The following is an 18,376-nucleotide window of genomic DNA, read 5'->3' on the forward strand; positions in this document are numbered from 1 at the left end:
GACGCTGATCGTTTATGGCGTGTCTATAAACGAGTCGATTACCAAACTATTTTTAGCTGGTGTCTTGCCGGGCTTGGTTCTGGCGGGTCTTTTCATGGCCTATATCATTGCCTGGCATTATATACGTCCTTCTGAACGCCCTGCCGCCGAACCTTCCGTTTCATTGTCACGTATGATCAAAGACAGCCGTTTTCTGGCACCTGTTCTGATGCTTGTTTTCCTTGTCATTGGGTCGATGTATTTTGGCTGGGCCACAGCCACCGAAGCTGCCGCCGTAGGTGTTGTTGGCGCTTTGGGACTAGCTGCATTGCAACGATCATTGTCTATGGACACTTTTCTGGCCAGCCTTATGGGGGCAACACGCACGTCGGCTATGATTGCTCTAATTCTGATGGGGGCTTCATTCCTGTCTTTATCGATGGGCTTTACCGGTTTGCCGCGCGCTTTGGCAGGCTGGATTGATGATATGCAATTATCACCAATCGTGCTTATTGCCGCTTTGACAGTTTTTTACATTATCCTTGGTATGTTTTTAGACGGCATATCCTCGGTTGTTCTGACCATGGCGATTGTCGAGCCGATGATCCGGCAAGCTGGCATAGATGTGATATGGTTTGGCGTCTTTGTTGTTGTCGTTGTTGAAATGGCGCAAGTTACACCGCCTATTGGTTTCAATCTGTTTGTTCTGCAAGGTATGACCAAACATGAAATTTCCTATATCGCACGTACCGCTATTCCAATGGTGTTGCTGATGGTGTTAATGGTCATCATTCTGGTAATCTGGCCAGAACTTGCTACATGGCTACCGGATAATGTACGTCAGGGGCCATCAAGCTAGACCGGACGGAGAACAGAGGTCGTTATGGCAAAATTGACAGTCTTGCAGCTTGATACGGCCTTTACGCGCCTGCCTGGAGATGTCGCCTCACCTGATAGCTATGACTGCACGGTTGAGATAGTGACCATACCTGCTGCCACGGTAAAAGATATTGTCACCGATCATCCTGAACGTACAAATATCAGCGGTTTTGAAGCGGCGATTGACAAGATTGATCATACCGCAGCCGATGGTGATGTTATCACTACATCTTGCGGGTTTTTATGTTACTGGCAAAACCATTTGGCCAGCCGGACGCGCTTGCCATTCATTGGATCCGCTTTGATTGACCTACCACGTCTGACAGCAATATATGGTCACAGACTAGGCATTCTGACCTTTGATGCCGGCATCCTTGGCAAACCCGCCTACGCTGAGGCTATGGCGGGGTTTAAAGGCCCCGTTGTTGGTATGCCGCCTGCTTCGCATCTACATCAAATCATCAGCCAGAATGGCGTTCATATAGACCGCCACCGCGCTGAAACAGAAATCATTGACCTTGTTCGCGCAATGATCGCACAAACACCTATTGATGCGCTCTTGCTTGAATGTACCAATCTGCCACCTTACAAAGCTGCTTTAAAAGCAGAATTTGGCATTGAGATTTATGATATTCTGACTGTTCTGCACAATCTCGACACGCAAATCGTTAAGTCGTATTATCATTAACAATCAACTATGGCTTTTATCACAGAGGTACTGTCATGCCTGATATGAAAACGCCCGGATATGCCAAAGCCGGCTTGGTAAATTTTGAAGATATACCTGTCATAGACCTTAGCGCTATTGATACCGAACAAGGGCGAACGCAAATTGCCGCAGAGCTTGTTCATACAGCGAAAACCATAGGGTTTTTCTACATAAGCAATCATGGTATTGCCGCTGAAATATGTGCCAAGGCTTTTACGGCCTCACGCCGTTTCTTTGCCTTACCTGTCAGCGACAAAACCAGCATTGAAGTTAATCAACATCAACGCGGCTGGATGGCGCAAGGCATGGCTAATCTTGAAGGATCAAAAACCTATGATGCCAAGGAAGTGTTTTTCTGGGGGCTTGATGTTACTGATGACGACCCTGATGTCATAGCGGGTTTACCAATGGTGCACCCTAATCAATGGCCAGATCATGTCGCACCTTTCCTGCGTCGTGATATTATGCCCTATTATAATGCAGTGCTTGACCTCAGCCGGAAAATTCTGGCGGCACTGGCTATTGGTCTTGGCCAATCTGCCGACATGTTTCACGCGGCTTATCAAAAACCGCTAGGTCGCGGGCAACTGGTCTATTACCCCACCTTGAATAAGACAGACATTGACGCCGAAAGATTTGGCGCCGCCGCGCATTCTGATTTTGGCGTTCTGACAATATTGATGCAGGACAATCTGGGTGGTTTGCAGGTGCAAAGACGCGATGGCGAATGGATTGAAGCAACACCGATTGACGGCACATTAGTCTGTAACATTGGTGATCTTCTGGAACGCTGGACGAATGGGATGCTGATCTCAACCAAACATCGGGTGCTGAACCGGTCTAGTCAGAACCGGTTTTCTATCCCCATTTTTTGTGATCCGGCAAGTGACGCCATAATCGACCCACGTGATTTTGACCCTGACGCTGATATAGGAACCTATCCACCGATCAGTGCTGGCGACTATATAATGGGACGCAATCAGCGTAACTTCGCTCAATATGAAGCCACGGACGGCACCGATACCAAATAGATAACACACCAAAACACGTCCAAAATGCAGAATGAACGTTTTGATAGGTTTGATTTAATACCAGAAAAAACTTGGCATCCCGTAGGGGATTCGAACCCCTGTTGCCGCCGTGAAAGGGCGGTGTCCTAGGCCTCTAGACGAACGGGACATAAAGGCAAGTGAGGTTGTATTAGTCAAATAACGCGGCCAAATCAAGCCGATTTCGCGCCAAACACAATAAATAAATATACGAAGGCTCTTAAACGCACAAAAATCCGCCTAATGGCAGGTTTTCAGCTTGTTTTATCGGGCAAAAGCTAAGGGGGGTGTCGCCACATCTTCTATTTCAATTTGCATGGCACGGCCACCTCGGTACCGGTCACGCCGCAATTTACCTAGCACATGCAGATAACGCCCATCAGCCGCTTGCTGTAACAACTGGCCAATGGGGGTGCCACCAGCCTGAAAGGCAATGGCATTAAGCGTGGTGCCACTGCCATCGTCAATTCGACAGGACAAATGCGCCCCAGCATCGCCAACAAGGCGGATATTTTTGATGCGGCAATCAGGCAAGACAAAACGTGGTTCCGGATTACCGCTGCCATAAGGCCCCAACTTATCAAGCCAGTCTGATAATTCGGGTTGGCATCCCGCCACGCTCAACATAGCACTGACTTTATGTGTCACTTTAGGAATCTCACCTTTTAAATCATCCAGCAGGCGTTGATTCATAAATGCCTGAAATGCAGCCAGTTTGTCTTTCATAATCGAAAAACCCGCCGCCATATCATGCCCGCCGCCGCCTTCAAGCAATCCCCTTTGATGCGCTGCAATAATCGCATTACCAATCGCAAAACCGGAAATGCTTCGCGCTGACCCCTTGCCCAGCCCATCAGGCGAAAAAGCAATCACACAGGCTGGCTTGGCAAAACGGTCTTTCAGGCGCCCCGCAACAATCCCAATAACGCCTTCATGCCAATCCTCATCACCAACCACCAGAACATGATTATTGGTTTGCGCACTGGCACGATCCATGGCATGGGCGCGAATATCTTCTTCGATACTACGACGCTCTTTATTCATCTCATCTAACCGCGCAGCAAGTCCAATGGCTTCATCTTCACGCTGACAAGACAAAAGCTTGACCCCAAGTTCGGAAACACCAATACGTCCAGCCGCATTAATACGCGGGCCAATAAGAAACCCTAGGGCATAGGGATTTGGCGCACTATTCATTCCGGCAACATCTGCCAGACGGGCAAGACCATGATTATGGCGTTTTGCCATTACCTTCAGACCTTGTGAAACAAACGCGCGATTCAACCCTTTTAATGGCACAACATCACATACCGTTGCCAAAGCCACCAGATCAAGCTGTTGCAACAGATCAGGTGCCGATTGATCGTCAAAAAAGCCACGCTGACGCAACGCACGAAGCACGCCAACCAGAACAACAAAACAAACCCCAGCGGCGCATAAATGACCATAGGTGCCATCTTCATCAAGCCGGTTGGGATTGATGACACTATGCGCACGTGGCAATTCAGGGCCAGCAATATGATGATCGATCACAATCACATCCATGCCGCTATCGGCAACAGCGGCCAGCGGGGCATGGGCTGAAATACCGCAATCCACGGTAATCAGCAACGACGCCCCTTTTTCCTGCAAGCGAATTAACGCATTGGCATTCGGACCATATCCTTCTTTGAAACGATCGGGAATATGCACAAATGTTTCGATATTCATCGCCCGCATGATATTCACGAACAAGGCCGCCGCCGATGCACCATCAACGTCATAATCGCCAAAGATGCCAATAGCATGACCTGCTTCAACACTATCGGCAATCCGTGCAACTGCCTTATCCATATCCTGAAATCGTGACGGATCAGGCAACAGATCACGCAACCGCGGATCAATAAGCGTTTCGACCTCACTTGCGCTTATACCGCGTGCTGCCAATATACGCGCGATTGGCAGGGGCATATCGGCAAAATGCTCTTGCAGACCAGCCGTATATCGGTCGGTATCATGTGCACTCAATGATGCGGAAATATGTTCCCAACGGGCGTCACTTGCCGACTGCGTGATTCCAAGGCATGCGTCGGGCGTCATTACCCCTCCTGCTCGCTTGGCACAATGGGCATGAATACAGGTGGTGCCTTCACGCATGAAAGCGCATTTAGCGCGCTCATGGCCGCTTCCAGCGCGGATGCAGCACATTCATGTGTTGTCATCGCAAGCGCAACAACATCATCAGGCGCTCGACCCTGCTGAACAAGCGATTCAACGGATATATCGTGATCTTGTAAAATTTTGGTCACATCGGCCAGAACACCTGACTGGTCAATGACGGTAAGTCGAATATAAAAGGCTGTATCAGGACCATTACCATTCTTGGCTTTGCTACCATCGCTAAGCGCGGCCATGGGACGGCCAAACGGCAGACAGGCACGACCAGCTGCAACATCAATCACATCAGCAAGCACAGCCGATCCTGTAGCCCCCGCACCCGCACCAGGGCCAACCGATAAAACGCTACCTATCGGCATCCCGTCATAGGCAACAGCATTCAAAACACCATCAACTTTGGCCAACTGGCTGGATATAGGCAATAAACAGGCTTCCATGCGTGGCGCACGGCCGGGTTCAGCTACACCAACTAGCTTGATGCGAAACCCAAGCTGGCGGGCATAGGCAAAATCAACAGCCGATACATCACGAATGCCGCTAATTTTCACGGCGTCAAAATGTGGTGTATGACCAAAGGCAATCGCCGCTAGAATGGTCAGCTTATGCGCGGCATCAATGCCATCAACGTCGAAACTTGGCTCAGCTTCGGCATATCCCAGCTTTTGGGCATCAACAAGTACATCGTCAAAATTTTCGCCAGTCTTTTCCATACGTGAAAGAATATAGTTACAAGTACCATTCAAAATGCCAGCTACACGGGTAAATTCATTGGCCGCAAGCCCTTCACGAAGTGTTTTGACAGCAGGAATCCCGCCAGCAACCGCCGCTTCAAAGGTCAACGCTACCTCATTATCTTCAGCTAGTTTTGCCAATTCACCGCCATGATGCGCTATCATCGCCTTATTGGCTGTGATCACATGCTTTCCTGCGCGCAAGGACGCACGTGTCAAATCAAGCGCAACGCCATCACTTCCGCCGATCAGCTCTATGACAACATCTACATCTTCAATCTTGGCAAGTTCGCGCGCATCATCCACCCACTGGATACCATCCATTGAAAAACCACGCTCACTATCTTTGCTTCGTGCTGATACAGCTACCAATTGCAAGCGGGTTCCGCATGCTGCGCTCAACGCGTCATTGCGGCTGGTCAGCTGGCGTGCGACTTCACTACCCACAACGCCCAGACCGGCAATAGCAATGTTCAGAACTGGTTTTTCATATGTCATAAAATTATCCATCAAGGCCGGAGAAAAATGCGAAAACAGGCTATCCGCCACCTGCATTTTCTAGCGAATTGGGCATAAACTAGCAAGCATAACTGGCGTGGCTAAAATTGACGTTACCTTGATCCTGATTGCCTGGCATCATTCATTATCTTCACTTTTACCAAATCCACCACCGCCTGGTGTTTCAATAACAAAAACATCACCAGGTTTCATTTTGCGCAGATCGGTTGCCGTCAAAACCTCTATCGACCCATCGGTTCGTTCAACCCAGTTCGCACCGGTTGCCGCCGCCTCGCCACCTGCCATCCCATATGGTGGGACAATTCTATGATTTGCTAGGATTACAGCTTCCATATCTTCCAGAAAGCGGGTGCGCCGCCTGACGCCATTGCCGCCATTATGCTTGCCTCTCCCGCCAGAATCTTCGCGTATCTCAAAGCTTTCCAAAATAACCGGATACCGCCATTCCAGAACTTCCGGATCGGTCAGACGGCTATTTGTCATATGTGTATGCACAGCATCCGTACCATCAAAATCAGGCCCCGCGCCTGATCCACCGCACAGGGTTTCGTAATATTGATGCGTGTCATTACCATAGATGAAATTATTCATCGTACCTTGTGCGGCAGCCATGACACCAAGCGCACCATACAGCGTATCGGTAACAATCTGGGACGTTTCAACATTGCCAGCAATCACGGCAGCTGGATAGCGTGCCCTAAGCATACAATCATCTGGCAAAATAATCTTGACTGGCTTCAAACATCCTTCATTCATTGGTATATCATCGTCAACTAAAGTTCTGAAAACATACAGAACTGCGGCACGGCAAACAGCCGCAGGCGCATTGAAATTATTTAACCCTTGTGGGCTGGTGCCTGTAAAATCCACCACCGCGGAACGGTTAGCTTTATCGATAGAAATTTGTACTTTGACCTGCTGGCCATTATCCATCGGATAGGTAAATTCCCCATCACTAAGCACGTCAATCACACGGCGCACGGATTCCTCGGCATTGTCCTGCACATGTCCCATATAGGCAATGACGGTATCAAGCCCGAATTGCGCCACCATTTTATGTAATTCCTGCAATCCTTTTTCATTGGCGGCAAGCTGCGCGCGTAAATCGGCAATATTCTGCTCGGGATTGCGCGCTGGATATTTTGCTCCTTTCAAAATCTCCATCATTTCGGCTTCACGGTATGTGCCCGCATCGACCATCTTGAAATTATCTATCAGCACCCCTTCTTCATCAATATGTGCCGAATCTGGCGGCGCAGACCCTGGCGTACGCCCGCCCACATCAGGATGATGACCTCGGCATGCCACAAAGAACAATATGTCGCTTTCATCTGCCGTGAATACAGGCGTGACAACGGTAATGTCAGGCAGATGCGTGCCCCCGTTATAGGGGTTGTTCAGAACAAAAGAATCACCCGGATTGATATTGCCTTCATTGCCAAGGATGATGGCACGAACGCTTTCCCCCATAGAGCCAAGATGCACTGGCATATGTGGGGCATTGGCAATCAATGAACCGATAGCATCAAAAATCGCACATGAAAAATCCAGTCGTTCTTTCACATTCACCGACAGCGCCGTATTTTGCAGCGTATAGCCCATCTGTTCGGCGATTGACATAAACAGATTATTGAACACTTCAAGCATAACCGGATCACAATTTGTGCCAATGGCATGGCGTTCAGCAATCGCTTCAATGCGGCGCAACACCAGATTACCAATATCGGTCATTTCGGCTTCCCAGCCAGGTTCGACAACATTGGTGCCGGTGGCTTCAATTATCAAAGCTGGTCCCTTGATTCGGTTGCCTGCGCCTATATTGTCGCGTTGAAAGACAGGCGCTTTGATAAATGCACCGCCCATATAGGCATCAACAACATCAACAGGTTGGGGGTCATCAGAACGCACTGGCTGACTTATCGATGGCAGGTCAAATGTATGGCCAATCGCCTCAACCGAAATGGTGGCCGCGATCAATAGTTTGCCCGACATCAAAAACCCGAAACGTGACCGGTAAGCAGCCTCATAAGCGGCTGTCATTGACTCTATATCACCATAGGGCACTTCCAGCGCCGTATCCGAACCATCATAGCGCAGATGCACAAACCAGTTGGTTTCCATACGCTCGGCGGCAATATTCTGCGCTTTAACCTCGGCTTCGGCATCCTTGGCCAACGCACTCAGTTCACCTTCAAGACGACCAAGTAACGCCGTATTCAAATGTGCTTCTACCGAACGTTCGCGCATCGCGGTCACATCGGCCAGCCCCATACCATAGGCCGATAACACACCCGCAAACGGATGGATCAGAACCGATGTCATGCCCAGATTATCGGCAATCTGACAGGCATGTTGTCCGCCAGCCCCGCCAAAACATTGCAACGTATATTCGGTAACGTCATAGCCGCGCTGTACCGAAATCTTTTTGATCGCATTGGCCATATTATCAACAGCGATACGCAGAAATCCATCAGCGATCGCTTCGGGAGAGCGCTCAACACCGGTGCTGGCCTTTACCGTCTCAGCCAGCGCTTCAAATCCGGCACGCACGGGCGCAATGTCCAGCGGTTCATTCTGTTTGGGGCCAAAGACCAACGGAAAGAATTGCGGCTGTAATTTACCCAGCATCACATTACAGTCGGTAACCGCCAAAGGGCCACCGCGACGATAGCAGGCTGGCCCCGGATTAGCCCCAGCACTTTCTGGTCCCACACGAAAGCGTGCGCCGTCAAACTGGCATAAAGACCCGCCACCGGCCGCGACAGTATGGATCAACAGCATCGGTGCATGTATCCGCACCCCAGCCACAACGGTTTCGAACACGCGCTCAAACGCATTTTCAAAATGCGCCACATCAGTTGATGTTCCGCCCATATCAAAGGTAATCACCCGGTCAAAGCCAGCTTGCTGTGCTGTTTTGACGGCCCCAACAATCCCGCCCGCAGGGCCTGACAGAATCGCATCCTTACCCTGAAACAGGCTTGAGTCAGTCAATCCGCCATTCGATTGCATAAGTTGCAAATTGGTGCTGTTCCCATCATGCGACAGCGCGGCGGCAATCCGGTCGATGTAACGGCGCAGAATAGGCGACAAATAGGCATCGGCGATCGTCGTATCGCCGCGCCCGACAAATTTAATCATTGAACTGGTTTGGTGACTTGTCGAAATCTGGGAAAACCCGATCTGTTCGGCTAATGCGGCGATTTTCTTTTCATGTGCAGGCACGCGGTAAGCATGCATTAACACAATTGCTATTGACCGGATACCATCATCATAGGCCGCTTGCAGACGTGGCCGCAGATCATCCAGATCAAGCGGCACCAGCACATTATCCTGTGCATCAATGCGCTCACTCACCTCTTCGATCCGTTCATATAGCATTTCTGGCAATGTTATCTTGCGGTCAAACAAACGTGGGCGTGCCTGATAGGCAATGCGTATCTGGTCACGGAACCCCTTTGTTACAACCAGCAAGGTACGATCACCTTTACGCTCCAGTAACGCATTGGTAGCCACCGTCGTTCCCATTTTCACCGCATCAATCAATGTGGCCGGAATAGGCGCATCGCTTTCAATATTCAGAAAATCACGGATACCCTGCAACGCGGCATCGTCATAGGCTTCTGGGTTTTCCGACAGCAATTTATGCGTCGCCAGCTCACCTTCGGGGCTACGCGCGACCACATCGGTAAATGTACCACCACGATCAACCCAGAACTGCCAGCCGGATTTATCCGCGCCAGCACCTGAAGAGTGCGTTTTGTCAAAAGAATCGGGTGTCATGAAAATATCCATTCACAAGAAATAATCGAAACAGGCAGAAAACAACAAAACCAACAATAACAGCAATGCTGGAAATAACCGCAATAAATGTCGCGGATAACCGCCCACCTTGTCAATTTGCTTGTCAATTTTAATCTATGAAAATCAGCTTATTTTCTATCGCAGGGATGATTTACGCCATCGGTGATTTTTGCATCCTTGAAGGCGTGAATATCGACATTATCAAAACAGGCAATATTGACCCCATAAGTAGTCGGGTCAGCGCGGCGTTTGTGAAACGTGTAAATACCGCATGTTTTACAGAAATAATGTTTTGCTTCACCAGTATTCCACTGATACAGCGTCAGCAACTCTTCACCTCTTATAATCTTCAGATCCGCCAGCTTAACCGAGGCCATAACCGCCCAGCGCCGCCGACATAGTGAACAGTCACATCTTTTGGCATTAACAAAGTCTCCGTCAAACGGAATTGTGAATGTCACCCCGCCACAATGACAGCTTCCGGTAATAGTCATGTTTTAATCTCCTTTTCGAAATATACGCGGTCATAGCCGTCAACCACCCCGCGAAAGGTCTCGGTAAAGCCAAGCTTGTGATACCAGCCAATATTCCGTTCCATCTTTACATTTGTATAAAGCTGGTAACGGTCACAAAGCGGGCGCAGATAATCCTCGACAGATTCCATAAGCGTCCTGCCCAGCCCACAGCCCATAGCCAAAGGCGCAACAGCAATATTTTCCAGCCAGTAACCTTCGCCTTTTTCAATAATAATGGCAAAGCCGACAATGTCGGTGGTGCCATCTATGTCACGCTCGGCAACAAAGACAATATCACGCGCTATATGCACCGCATAATCAGCCAGCATGGGGGCGGGTTTCTGCCCCATCAATGGCACATAATCCGCATAGGCCGCTGTGGCGATCGCCGCGCATTTATCGGCATCATCCATAATGGCTTTACGTATCTTCATTGCTTGTCTTCATTCGGGTATAATCCGCGCCATAGCATCAGCCAGCACGGGTCTGCTGTCACGCAATTTTCCACGCACGCTGTTAATATCCTCTGATGATTTGTTCTGGCTCATTTTTGACTTGGCCTCACATCTTGAAACCGTGATTTTGATTCCGATGATTGATGCGATCTGCGCATCCATGAAATCACGCGGCGCATCGCGCATTTTCCAGGCCTTGTCCCCATTGACCCTTTGTTCAAACAGGCTGGTCAATTTACCAACCACCGACCGCAAAAATTTCACATCATCGGTAAAGGTGATGTTACCGTGAAAATGGACTATCTGATAATTCCATGTTGGCACCACTTTATGATGCTCTGCCTTTGATGGATACCAGTTCGGGCTGATATAGGCATCTTCGGCACGAAAGATCGCCAGAACATCACTCGACTGTGAAATGACCCTATGCATGTCATTGGCTTTGGCGATATGCCCAATCAATGATTTATGCCCATCGGCATCCGTCTCCAGCAATAACGGAATATGATTGGCAAGCAAGCCTTGGGCATTATGCGCAACCAACGTGGCAAGCGGAAAAGACGCCACGATATTTTCGATTTCGCTATCGCGCTGTTCGTCAAAATGAATGGGGATATACATTTCGGATCACCTATGCCTGTTTGAAAATTTCATATCGATTGACTTCCTGTTTCAAATTAATTGGGCCAGGCGTCGTCCAGTAACGTTTAACCGAACGAAACCCCAGACCTTGCAATATTCTGTTAGGCGCCGGATTATGTGCATAGGGTTCACAGATAATCATCTCCAGATTCAAAATCTTAAAAAACATGCTGATTGATTGTGCAAGACAGCTTTTTGCAATGCCCTGTCCGCGATTGCCATCATCCCAGATATGCATATGTATCATACCGGTTTTGCCATATGCGAAAGGCGACAAATTCGAATGCCCAACCAAGCCGCCATCATATTCCCAGCCAAGATAGAACATATGACGTTGTGTCAATGATGTATGGAACTGATCTGTCAGCGTCTCAGCCCACGCCTCTCGTGAGGGCATTTTTGCTTTATCGACACCAAGTGCCAATAAATAGCTATCACTGGTATTGCCCCAATAATCGGCGACCAACATATGTTCCGCCAAAGTCATTTCGCGCACTGTAATTCTGTTCATCACGCACGTGCTTTTTATAATTGTTTACATGTAACAATTCGCTGAATTAACCAATTCACCCCATAAAAAAGGCACAAAAACAAAAAGGCAAGGAAAATCCCTGCCTTTTCGAAATTTGATATGGATAAAACCTAACGTTTTGAGAACTGGAAGCTCTTACGCGCTTTTGCTTTACCGTATTTCTTACGCTCGACAACACGTGAGTCACGTGTCAGAAAACCACCAGCTTTCAAAGCTGGGCGCAAACCTGGCTCGAAATAGGTCAAAGCCCGGCTGATACCATGACGTACCGCGCCAGCTTGACCAGACAGGCCACCACCTTTAACTGTTGCGAACACGTCAAATTCACCAACGCGCTCAACCGTTTCAAATGGCTGGGCAAGGATCATTTGCAAAACCGGACGCGCAAAATAAACGCTAATATCACGACCATTGATTTTCACCTGACCGGTGCCACGCTTTACCCATACGCGGGCAGAAGCGTCTTTACGGCGACCTGTTGCATATGATCGACCAAGACTATCAATCTTTGGCTCGGCAGGTGCGGCGGCAACTTCAGCCGGCGCGGCATCAGCCGTGCCACCTTCGGTAAGTGCGCCAAGTGCGGCCATACCTGTAGCCTCCGGCGCTGGTGTCGCTTCAACAGCTGTATCAGCTACTGGCTTTTCATCTTCGTTTTGAGTTTCCTGAGCCATAACTACCTCTTATTCTTTTCGTTCATGCTGGCGATATCGAGTACCGCAGGCTGCTGTGCTTCATGCGGATGCGACGGGCCAGCATAGATATGCAGGTTGCGCATAGCCTGACGACCAAGCGGACCACGTGGGATCATACGCTCAACAGCTTTTTCAACAACACGTGTTGGAAAACGACCTTCAAGAATTTTGTCAGCTGTACGTTCTTTGATACCGCCCGGATAACCCGTATGCCAGTAATAGGTCTTTTGTGAACGCTTATTACCGGTCAGCTTCACCTTTTCAGCATTCACGACGATGATATGATCGCCGCAATCCATGTTTGGTGTATAGGTAGGCTTGTGCTTTCCCCGCACACGCATGGCGATCAGAGACGCGAGACGTCCCAGAACCAGATCCTGCGCATCGACAACGAACCAGTTCTTTTCGATGTCTTTGGGTGTTGCAACATATGTCCTTGGCAAAGGCATAAAACAATCTCCAATTTGAAATGATACAGATACGCCAGTTCATCTTTACTGGCCAATCTGCGAAACTGTGCAGGTTATAGGGGGATTTGGTCACGGCGTCAAACATAAAATATCAATGAATATTTATATATTTGTTTAAATACAACGGTTTGTATATGTGGTTTTATTTTACCACATATATTTTATTCCTGCTTACATAAATTTGGCTCCAGATTGCTTTTATCGCGATCATCTCTATACTGCCAATCTGGTAATGACGGCTTAAAGCAAAACAACCATGTTTATCCTCATCGATAATTACGACAGTTTCACTTGGAACCTCTGGCATTTCCTGTCTGACCTTGGCGCCGAGGTTGAGATCATCCGCAATGACGCGGCCACAGTTGATGATATTATCGCGCGCACGCCGCAGGGACTTATCGTGTCGCCTGGCCCTGGCACACCTGATGATGCTGGCATTACCATTGATCTGATCCGCGCGGCTCAGGGAAAAATCCCCCTACTTGGTGTCTGCTTGGGGCATCAATCACTTGGCGTTGCTTTTGGCGCGTCAATCATGCGCGTTGATCCGCCTGTCCATGGCAAATTATCAATGGTCAAGCGCACCTACAGCAATGCCGTAATCAGTGATATTTTTGCCAATTGCCCCGAAGAATTTCCTGTCACACGCTATCATTCATTGGTTATTGACGAAGCAACCTTGCCTGACGAACTGACTGTGACCGCGCGTACCGCGGCGGGGGCGATCATGGGGCTATCGCATTGTCAGGCCGAATTGCACGGCGTCCAGTTCCATCCCGAATCAATCGCGTCGGTGGCGGGATACCGTATTCTGGGCAATTTTCTCAAAATCTGCGGGCATGATCTACCTGATGACGCAACAATCGCTGCCTTGGAAACCCAGATTTTACGTCTGGATCAGCGTTTCCCCGACCAGATGCACGCTTAAGGCGCTTGACTAAAAAGGGGCGCGGATCATCTCCACGCCCCTTTGTCTATAATATGTGTCAGGTTTTATTCAGCCGCTTTCGCAACACCATTGATCGCTTTATCAAGTGCCTGCTCCAGATCGGCGATAATATCGTCAATATGCTCAATCCCTACTGACAGACGGATATAGCCTTGGTTCACACCAGCCGCTTCCTGTTCCTCGGCTGTTAATTGCGAATGCGTAGTTGACGCTGGATGAATGGCCAGCGAACGCGCATCACCTATATTGGCAACATGATGGAACAGCTCCAGAGAATCGACAAAGGCTTTGCCAGCTTCCAAGCCGCCTTCAAGTTCGAACCCGACCAGACCGCCATAACCACCTTTCAGATATTGATAGGCACGGCGCGCTGGTTCGGCATCCTGCAAGCGTGGATAATTGACCTTGGCAATCCCCGGATAGCTATCAAGGAAATCCGCCACAGCACTTGCATTCTTGCTATGTTCACGGATCCGCAATGGCAAGGTTTCAAGCCCTTGGATAAGCTGAAAGGCATTGAATGGGCTTAGCGGCGCGCCAAGATCACGAAGCAATGTCACCCGCGCTTTCAAAACATAGGCAATTGGCCCCAACGGTTTTGCCGCTTCAGACCAGATCGCGCCATGATAGGACGGATCAGGCTGGTTCAAGGCTGGCTGTCGTTCTGGAAATGCGCCCCAGTCAAAATTACCACCGTCAATGATAATACCGCCTATCGATGTGCCATGCCCGCCAATATATTTGGTCAGTGAATGGACAATAATCGCCGCCCCATGATCGAATGGCCGCGCCAGCAAAGGTGCCGCCGTATTATCAATAATCAACGGAATACCCAATGGCCGGCCAATATCGGCCACTTCCTGAATTGGAAATACTTCCAGCTTTGGATTAGGCAGGGTTTCGGCATAATAAGCGCGTGTACGCTCATCTGTGGCCGCGGCAAAATTTGCCGGGTCGGACGGATCGACAAACCGCACTTCGATACCTTGCTGGGCAAGGGTATTTTTGAACAGGTTCCAAGTGCCGCCATAAATGTCGGTCGAGCTGACGATATTATCACCAGCAACTGCCAGATTCTGCACTGCATAGGCCGTCGCCACCTGCCCTGATGCAACTGCCAGTGCCGCGACACCCCCTTCGATGGCGGCAACGCGCTTTTCCAGCACATCCGTTGTCGGGTTCATGATCCGCGTATAGATATTACCCAGCTCGGCAAGACCGAACAGATTGGCCGCATGATCGGTTGAGCCGAATTCATATGACGTTGTCTGATAAATAGGCACCGCCACCGCATTGGTTGTTGGATCCTGTCTGAAACCGGCATGTAGCGCGGCTGTTTCAGGATGCAGGACAGGCGTAGATATAGGCTGTTTTTCAGAAATAGACATATTTATCTCCTCTTTAGTGCTTTGGACGGAATGTCAGGGCGCACAAGCTAGAATCAAATACCCAACCCGTTTCAAGAGAGGTCAGCTCCACAAGGTTGTGCCTAAACAAATTAAAGACACGCTATGCTAGATACCTTGGAAATATATCCTGTGGAGGATATACCCTGTGGCACAAGCAATAAAAAACGCCTCAGCTAAAAGCGGGCGTTTGGTTAAGACATCATGTCATCCAGATCGCGCTTTAGCCGTATTTATGAATCGCCCGCAAGTTGTCATTTAAATCGGCGATGTAGAGATAAAAACATACTAAAAGGCACCCTGTCAACGCGCCTTTAGGGAATATAATTCCAAATATTGACGTTTTATTGGTAAAACTTACCTATAAACTTAAAACATGCACCTTGACGGTTTGGCATTCACACAAGCAAAATATTCAGGCCAACAAACATTCAGGCCAACAAATATTCAGGCCAACAAATATTCAGGCCAGTAACGAAACATTAACCACGCCATGGTACTATTGGATATGAGATCGGTTTTGAAAAAATGGTGGTTATCTTGGTCACTCACCTCCAAGGCTAGTGATAATTCTGCCGCGCTTGCCGAACAGGGGGATGCAGAAGCGCAAAATGATCTTGGTACTATGTATTATAATGGCATAGGCGCACCGCAAGATTATGCCAAAGCACTGAAATGGTATCGCCTGGCGGCTGAAAAGGGGCTTGCAGCAGCGCAATATAATCTTGGCATTATGTATGGAAGAGGTGAAGGCGTGCCACAGGACGATGTGCGGGCGCATATGTGGGGTAATCTAGCACGGGCGAAAGGGGTAGAAAACGCCGATGCTCTAATTAAAGAGCTTGAAACCCACATGTCGCACCAGCAGGTCGCAACCGCCCAAGCCATGGCGCGCCAGTGTCTTAGACAGGATTACAAGAATTGCGACAAACTTTAACTAAGTTAGCCAAGATACAAACTGTTCAATGCATGTTTGTTCACGAAATGTTTCACGTGAAACATTTTGAAACTGTCGCCATGTTATATATATAGGGCGTTTCTTGCAAAAGCAGGACGAGCCACATATAGTTCAGCAGCATAGCAAGACCCAGACAGGTGAATCATGCCCGATACGATAAAATCCGACATAATGAAAACTACGCTAAATGGCCTGATTAGCGGTGATATGCCGGCGCCCGCAACGATCCGCGAATGCTTTAACCAGATTATGGAAGGTGAAGTATCGCCTGTCCGAATTTCGGCATTTCTAATTGCGCTTAGAATGCGGGGAGAACGGGTTGAAGATATTGCGGCGGCGGCATCGGTCATGCGTGAGAAAGCGCTGATTATCGACGCGCCGGACGGGACCATGGATATTGTCGGCACAGGTGGGGATGGAATCGGCACCTATAATATATCTACTGCCACGGCCTTTGTTGTTGCTGGATGCGGCATCCCCGTCGCCAAGCATGGCAATAAAGCTGTCTCATCAAAAAGCGGGGCTGCGGATGTATTGTCATGTCTGAATATCAAGCTTGATTGTGATATGGCTCTTGTCAGCAAAGCATTAATGACAACCAATATTTGTTTTTTGATGGCACCACGCCACCATGCCGCGATGCGCCATGTCGGCCCTGTTCGCGCTGAATTAGGCATAAGAACGATTTTTAACCTGCTAGGCCCCCTCGCCAACCCCGCTTTGGTCAAGCGCATCATGATCGGCGTATTTGACAAGGCATGGTGTACCCCTTTTGCAGAAGCACTGGCACAGCTAGGCACCACCCATGCCTGGGTCGTGCATGGCGCAGATGGTCTTGACGAGGTCACAACAACAGGCGTGACGCATGTTGCGGCGCTGGAAAACGGGACGGTGCGCGAATTTACCATTTCGCCAGACGATTTCGGCATCAAAACCGCCAGCCTTGATGATTTACGCGGCGGTAATCCAGAAGAAAATGCCGAATATCTGCGCGCGCTCTTAGAGGGAGCAAGCGGTGCCTATCGTGACATTGTGATTATGAATGCCGCGGTCGCGCTAGTAGCGGGCGGGCATGAAACTGATCTAAAGACAGGCGCCGAACGGGCACGTCAGTCAATCGATGATGGCCATGCCAGACACGCGCTGGATGCGCTTGTCCGCATTACCAATAGCGGAGCCTGAAGATGCAGGATGTTCTAGCCCAGATTATTGATACAAAGCGCACTGAAATCGCCACATTATTTGCGATGAGCAGCTTTAGCGATATTGATAAGGCCGCCCAAGCTGCCTCACCAGTGCGCGGTTTCACCAAGGCACTGAAAGCTGCCTCGGCAACAGGTTATGGACTGATTGCCGAACTCAAAAAGGCCTCACCTTCAAAAGGTCTTATCCGCCCCGATTTTGATCCTGAAACATTGGCAATAGCGTATGAAGACGGTGGCGCGACCTGTCTCTCGGTTCTGACTGACCGCAAATGGTTTCAAGGGGCACCTGAATATCTGGTGGCGGCGCGCAATGCTGTCAGCTTGCCTGTTCTACGCAAGGATTTCATGATTGATCCGGTGCAAATCGCCGAATCTCGTGCGTTGGGTGCGGATTGTATTCTGCTGATTATGGCGGCACTTGAAGATGAGCAAGCACAGGAACTTGAAGCCTGTGCAATTGATTACGGTATGGATGTGCTGATTGAAGTGCATGATGCCAGCGAGCTAGACCGGGCTTGTAAGTTGAAGTCACCCTTGATGGGCATAAATAACCGCAATCTAAAGACCATGGAAATATCGCTGGATGTTGGTGCGGCCATGTTGCCACGGCTACCAAATGACCGCATTGCCGTCGCCGAAAGTGGCTTGTTTGCACCTGCTGACCTTGCCCGCATGGCAAAAGCAGATGCGCGTTGCTTTTTAATTGGTGAATCACTGATGCG

The 18,376-nt window shown here is 49.3% G+C and carries 17 protein-coding genes and 1 tRNA gene; 7 read left to right on the forward strand and 11 right to left on the reverse strand.

Features of this window, described 5'->3' with window-relative positions:
- The 3 genes from ABNT28_RS05515 to ABNT28_RS05525 form a co-directional block, all read left to right on the forward strand.
- On the forward strand, window positions 1-838 hold an 838-nt coding region (locus tag ABNT28_RS05515), incomplete at its 5' end, for a TRAP transporter large permease subunit (RefSeq protein ID WP_348721142.1).
- 24 nt (window positions 839-862) lie between these two features.
- On the forward strand, window positions 863-1,546 hold the full coding sequence (locus ABNT28_RS05520) for an aspartate/glutamate racemase family protein (protein ID WP_348721143.1): 684 nt from the start codon (window positions 863-865) through the stop codon (window positions 1,544-1,546).
- Between the two features lie 35 nt (window positions 1,547-1,581).
- Window positions 1,582-2,598: a 2-oxoglutarate and iron-dependent oxygenase domain-containing protein gene (locus tag ABNT28_RS05525; RefSeq protein ID WP_348721144.1), complete on the forward strand. Its 1,017-nt coding sequence runs from the start codon at window positions 1,582-1,584 to the stop codon at window positions 2,596-2,598.
- Between the two features lie 72 nt (window positions 2,599-2,670).
- Here ABNT28_RS05525 and ABNT28_RS05530 read toward each other — a convergent pair.
- The 10 genes from ABNT28_RS05530 to rplM all read right to left on the reverse strand — a co-directional run bounded on the left by ABNT28_RS05530 (window position 2,671) and on the right by rplM (window position 13,115).
- Window positions 2,671-2,746: transfer RNA gene (locus ABNT28_RS05530), tRNA-Glu, on the reverse strand.
- A 134-nt stretch (window positions 2,747-2,880) separates the two neighbouring features.
- Window positions 2,881-4,695 (reverse strand): single-stranded-DNA-specific exonuclease RecJ, encoded by a 1,815-nt coding sequence (gene recJ, locus ABNT28_RS05535; RefSeq protein ID WP_348721145.1) that lies wholly within the window; start codon window positions 4,693-4,695, stop codon window positions 2,881-2,883.
- On the reverse strand, window positions 4,695-6,002 hold the full coding sequence (locus ABNT28_RS05540; protein WP_348721146.1) for a homoserine dehydrogenase: 1,308 nt from the start codon (window positions 6,000-6,002) through the stop codon (window positions 4,695-4,697). The genes recJ and ABNT28_RS05540 overlap by 1 nt, the downstream gene beginning before the upstream one ends.
- A 138-nt stretch (window positions 6,003-6,140) precedes the next feature.
- On the reverse strand, window positions 6,141-9,806 hold the full coding sequence (locus ABNT28_RS05545) for a hydantoinase B/oxoprolinase family protein (protein WP_348721147.1): 3,666 nt from the start codon (window positions 9,804-9,806) through the stop codon (window positions 6,141-6,143).
- 149 nt (window positions 9,807-9,955) lie between these two features.
- The gene (locus ABNT28_RS05550; protein WP_348721148.1) at window positions 9,956-10,321 is read right to left on the reverse strand and encodes a GFA family protein; all 366 of its coding nucleotides are present in this window, start codon (window positions 10,319-10,321) and stop codon (window positions 9,956-9,958) included.
- Window positions 10,318-10,776, reverse strand: a complete 459-nt coding sequence (locus ABNT28_RS05555) for a GNAT family N-acetyltransferase (protein ID WP_332923185.1) — start codon at window positions 10,774-10,776, stop codon at window positions 10,318-10,320. The genes ABNT28_RS05550 and ABNT28_RS05555 overlap by 4 nt, the downstream gene beginning before the upstream one ends.
- Window positions 10,777-10,785: 9 nt before the next feature.
- Window positions 10,786-11,418 (reverse strand): FMN-binding negative transcriptional regulator, encoded by a 633-nt coding sequence (locus ABNT28_RS05560; protein WP_348721149.1) that lies wholly within the window; start codon window positions 11,416-11,418, stop codon window positions 10,786-10,788.
- A 10-nt stretch (window positions 11,419-11,428) separates the two neighbouring features.
- On the reverse strand, window positions 11,429-11,950 hold the full coding sequence (locus ABNT28_RS05565; RefSeq protein ID WP_332923183.1) for a GNAT family protein: 522 nt from the start codon (window positions 11,948-11,950) through the stop codon (window positions 11,429-11,431).
- A 131-nt stretch (window positions 11,951-12,081) separates the two neighbouring features.
- Window positions 12,082-12,561, reverse strand: coding sequence for a 30S ribosomal protein S9 (gene rpsI, locus ABNT28_RS05570; RefSeq protein WP_332923190.1), 480 nt, complete (start codon window positions 12,559-12,561; stop codon window positions 12,082-12,084).
- A gap of 86 nt (window positions 12,562-12,647) precedes the next feature.
- The gene (rplM, locus tag ABNT28_RS05575; protein WP_332923182.1) at window positions 12,648-13,115 is read right to left on the reverse strand and encodes a 50S ribosomal protein L13; all 468 of its coding nucleotides are present in this window, start codon (window positions 13,113-13,115) and stop codon (window positions 12,648-12,650) included.
- 277 nt (window positions 13,116-13,392) lie between these two features.
- Here rplM and ABNT28_RS05580 point away from each other — a divergent pair, with 277 nt between their 5' ends.
- On the forward strand, window positions 13,393-14,064 hold the full coding sequence (locus ABNT28_RS05580; protein WP_332923181.1) for an aminodeoxychorismate/anthranilate synthase component II: 672 nt from the start codon (window positions 13,393-13,395) through the stop codon (window positions 14,062-14,064).
- 65 nt (window positions 14,065-14,129) lie between these two features.
- On the opposite strand, the gene ABNT28_RS05585 is transcribed toward ABNT28_RS05580, so the two are convergent.
- On the reverse strand, window positions 14,130-15,473 hold the full coding sequence (locus tag ABNT28_RS05585; RefSeq protein ID WP_332923180.1) for a PLP-dependent transferase: 1,344 nt from the start codon (window positions 15,471-15,473) through the stop codon (window positions 14,130-14,132).
- Window positions 15,474-16,011: 538 nt separating this feature from the next.
- On the opposite strand from ABNT28_RS05585, the gene ABNT28_RS05590 reads away from it, so the two are divergent.
- The 3 genes from ABNT28_RS05590 to trpC form a co-directional block, all read left to right on the forward strand.
- Window positions 16,012-16,428, forward strand: coding sequence for a tetratricopeptide repeat protein (locus tag ABNT28_RS05590; RefSeq protein WP_332923531.1), 417 nt, complete (start codon window positions 16,012-16,014; stop codon window positions 16,426-16,428).
- Window positions 16,429-16,593: 165 nt separating this feature from the next.
- Window positions 16,594-17,631: an anthranilate phosphoribosyltransferase gene (trpD, locus tag ABNT28_RS05595; protein ID WP_332923532.1), complete on the forward strand. Its 1,038-nt coding sequence runs from the start codon at window positions 16,594-16,596 to the stop codon at window positions 17,629-17,631.
- A gap of 2 nt (window positions 17,632-17,633) precedes the next feature.
- On the forward strand, window positions 17,634-18,376 hold a 743-nt coding region (gene trpC / locus ABNT28_RS05600), incomplete at its 3' end, for an indole-3-glycerol phosphate synthase TrpC (RefSeq protein ID WP_332923533.1).

Origin of the sequence: uncultured Candidatus Puniceispirillum sp. (assembly GCF_963979125.1) — a bacterium.
In the GTDB taxonomy this organism is placed as follows: domain Bacteria; phylum Pseudomonadota; class Alphaproteobacteria; order Puniceispirillales; family Puniceispirillaceae; genus Puniceispirillum.

Bases quoted from the DNA above. Each gene is read 5' to 3' on its own strand.
- ABNT28_RS05555 (WP_332923185.1), bottom strand. From the start codon at position 10,776: ATGAAGATACGTAAAGCCATTATGGATGATGCCGATAAATGCGCGGCG.
- ABNT28_RS05585 (WP_332923180.1), bottom strand. From the start codon at position 15,473: ATGTCTATTTCTGAAAAACAGCCTATATCTACGCCTGTCCTGCATCCT.
- ABNT28_RS05550 (WP_348721148.1), bottom strand. From the start codon at position 10,321: ATGACTATTACCGGAAGCTGTCATTGTGGCGGGGTGACATTCACAATT.
- ABNT28_RS05565 (WP_332923183.1), bottom strand. From the start codon at position 11,950: ATGAACAGAATTACAGTGCGCGAAATGACTTTGGCGGAACATATGTTG.
- ABNT28_RS05560 (WP_348721149.1), bottom strand. From the start codon at position 11,418: ATGTATATCCCCATTCATTTTGACGAACAGCGCGATAGCGAAATCGAA.
- ABNT28_RS05520 (WP_348721143.1), top strand. From the start codon at position 863: ATGGCAAAATTGACAGTCTTGCAGCTTGATACGGCCTTTACGCGCCTG.
- rpsI (WP_332923190.1), bottom strand. From the start codon at position 12,561: ATGGCCGCACTTGGCGCACTTACCGAAGGTGGCACGGCTGATGCCGCG.
- ABNT28_RS05545 (WP_348721147.1), bottom strand. From the start codon at position 9,806: ATGACACCCGATTCTTTTGACAAAACGCACTCTTCAGGTGCTGGCGCG.
- ABNT28_RS05540 (WP_348721146.1), bottom strand. From the start codon at position 6,002: ATGACATATGAAAAACCAGTTCTGAACATTGCTATTGCCGGTCTGGGC.
- ABNT28_RS05525 (WP_348721144.1), top strand. From the start codon at position 1,582: ATGCCTGATATGAAAACGCCCGGATATGCCAAAGCCGGCTTGGTAAAT.
- trpD (WP_332923532.1), top strand. From the start codon at position 16,594: ATGCCCGATACGATAAAATCCGACATAATGAAAACTACGCTAAATGGC.
- ABNT28_RS05580 (WP_332923181.1), top strand. From the start codon at position 13,393: ATGTTTATCCTCATCGATAATTACGACAGTTTCACTTGGAACCTCTGG.
- rplM (WP_332923182.1), bottom strand. From the start codon at position 13,115: ATGCCTTTGCCAAGGACATATGTTGCAACACCCAAAGACATCGAAAAG.
- recJ (WP_348721145.1), bottom strand. From the start codon at position 4,695: ATGACGCCCGACGCATGCCTTGGAATCACGCAGTCGGCAAGTGACGCC.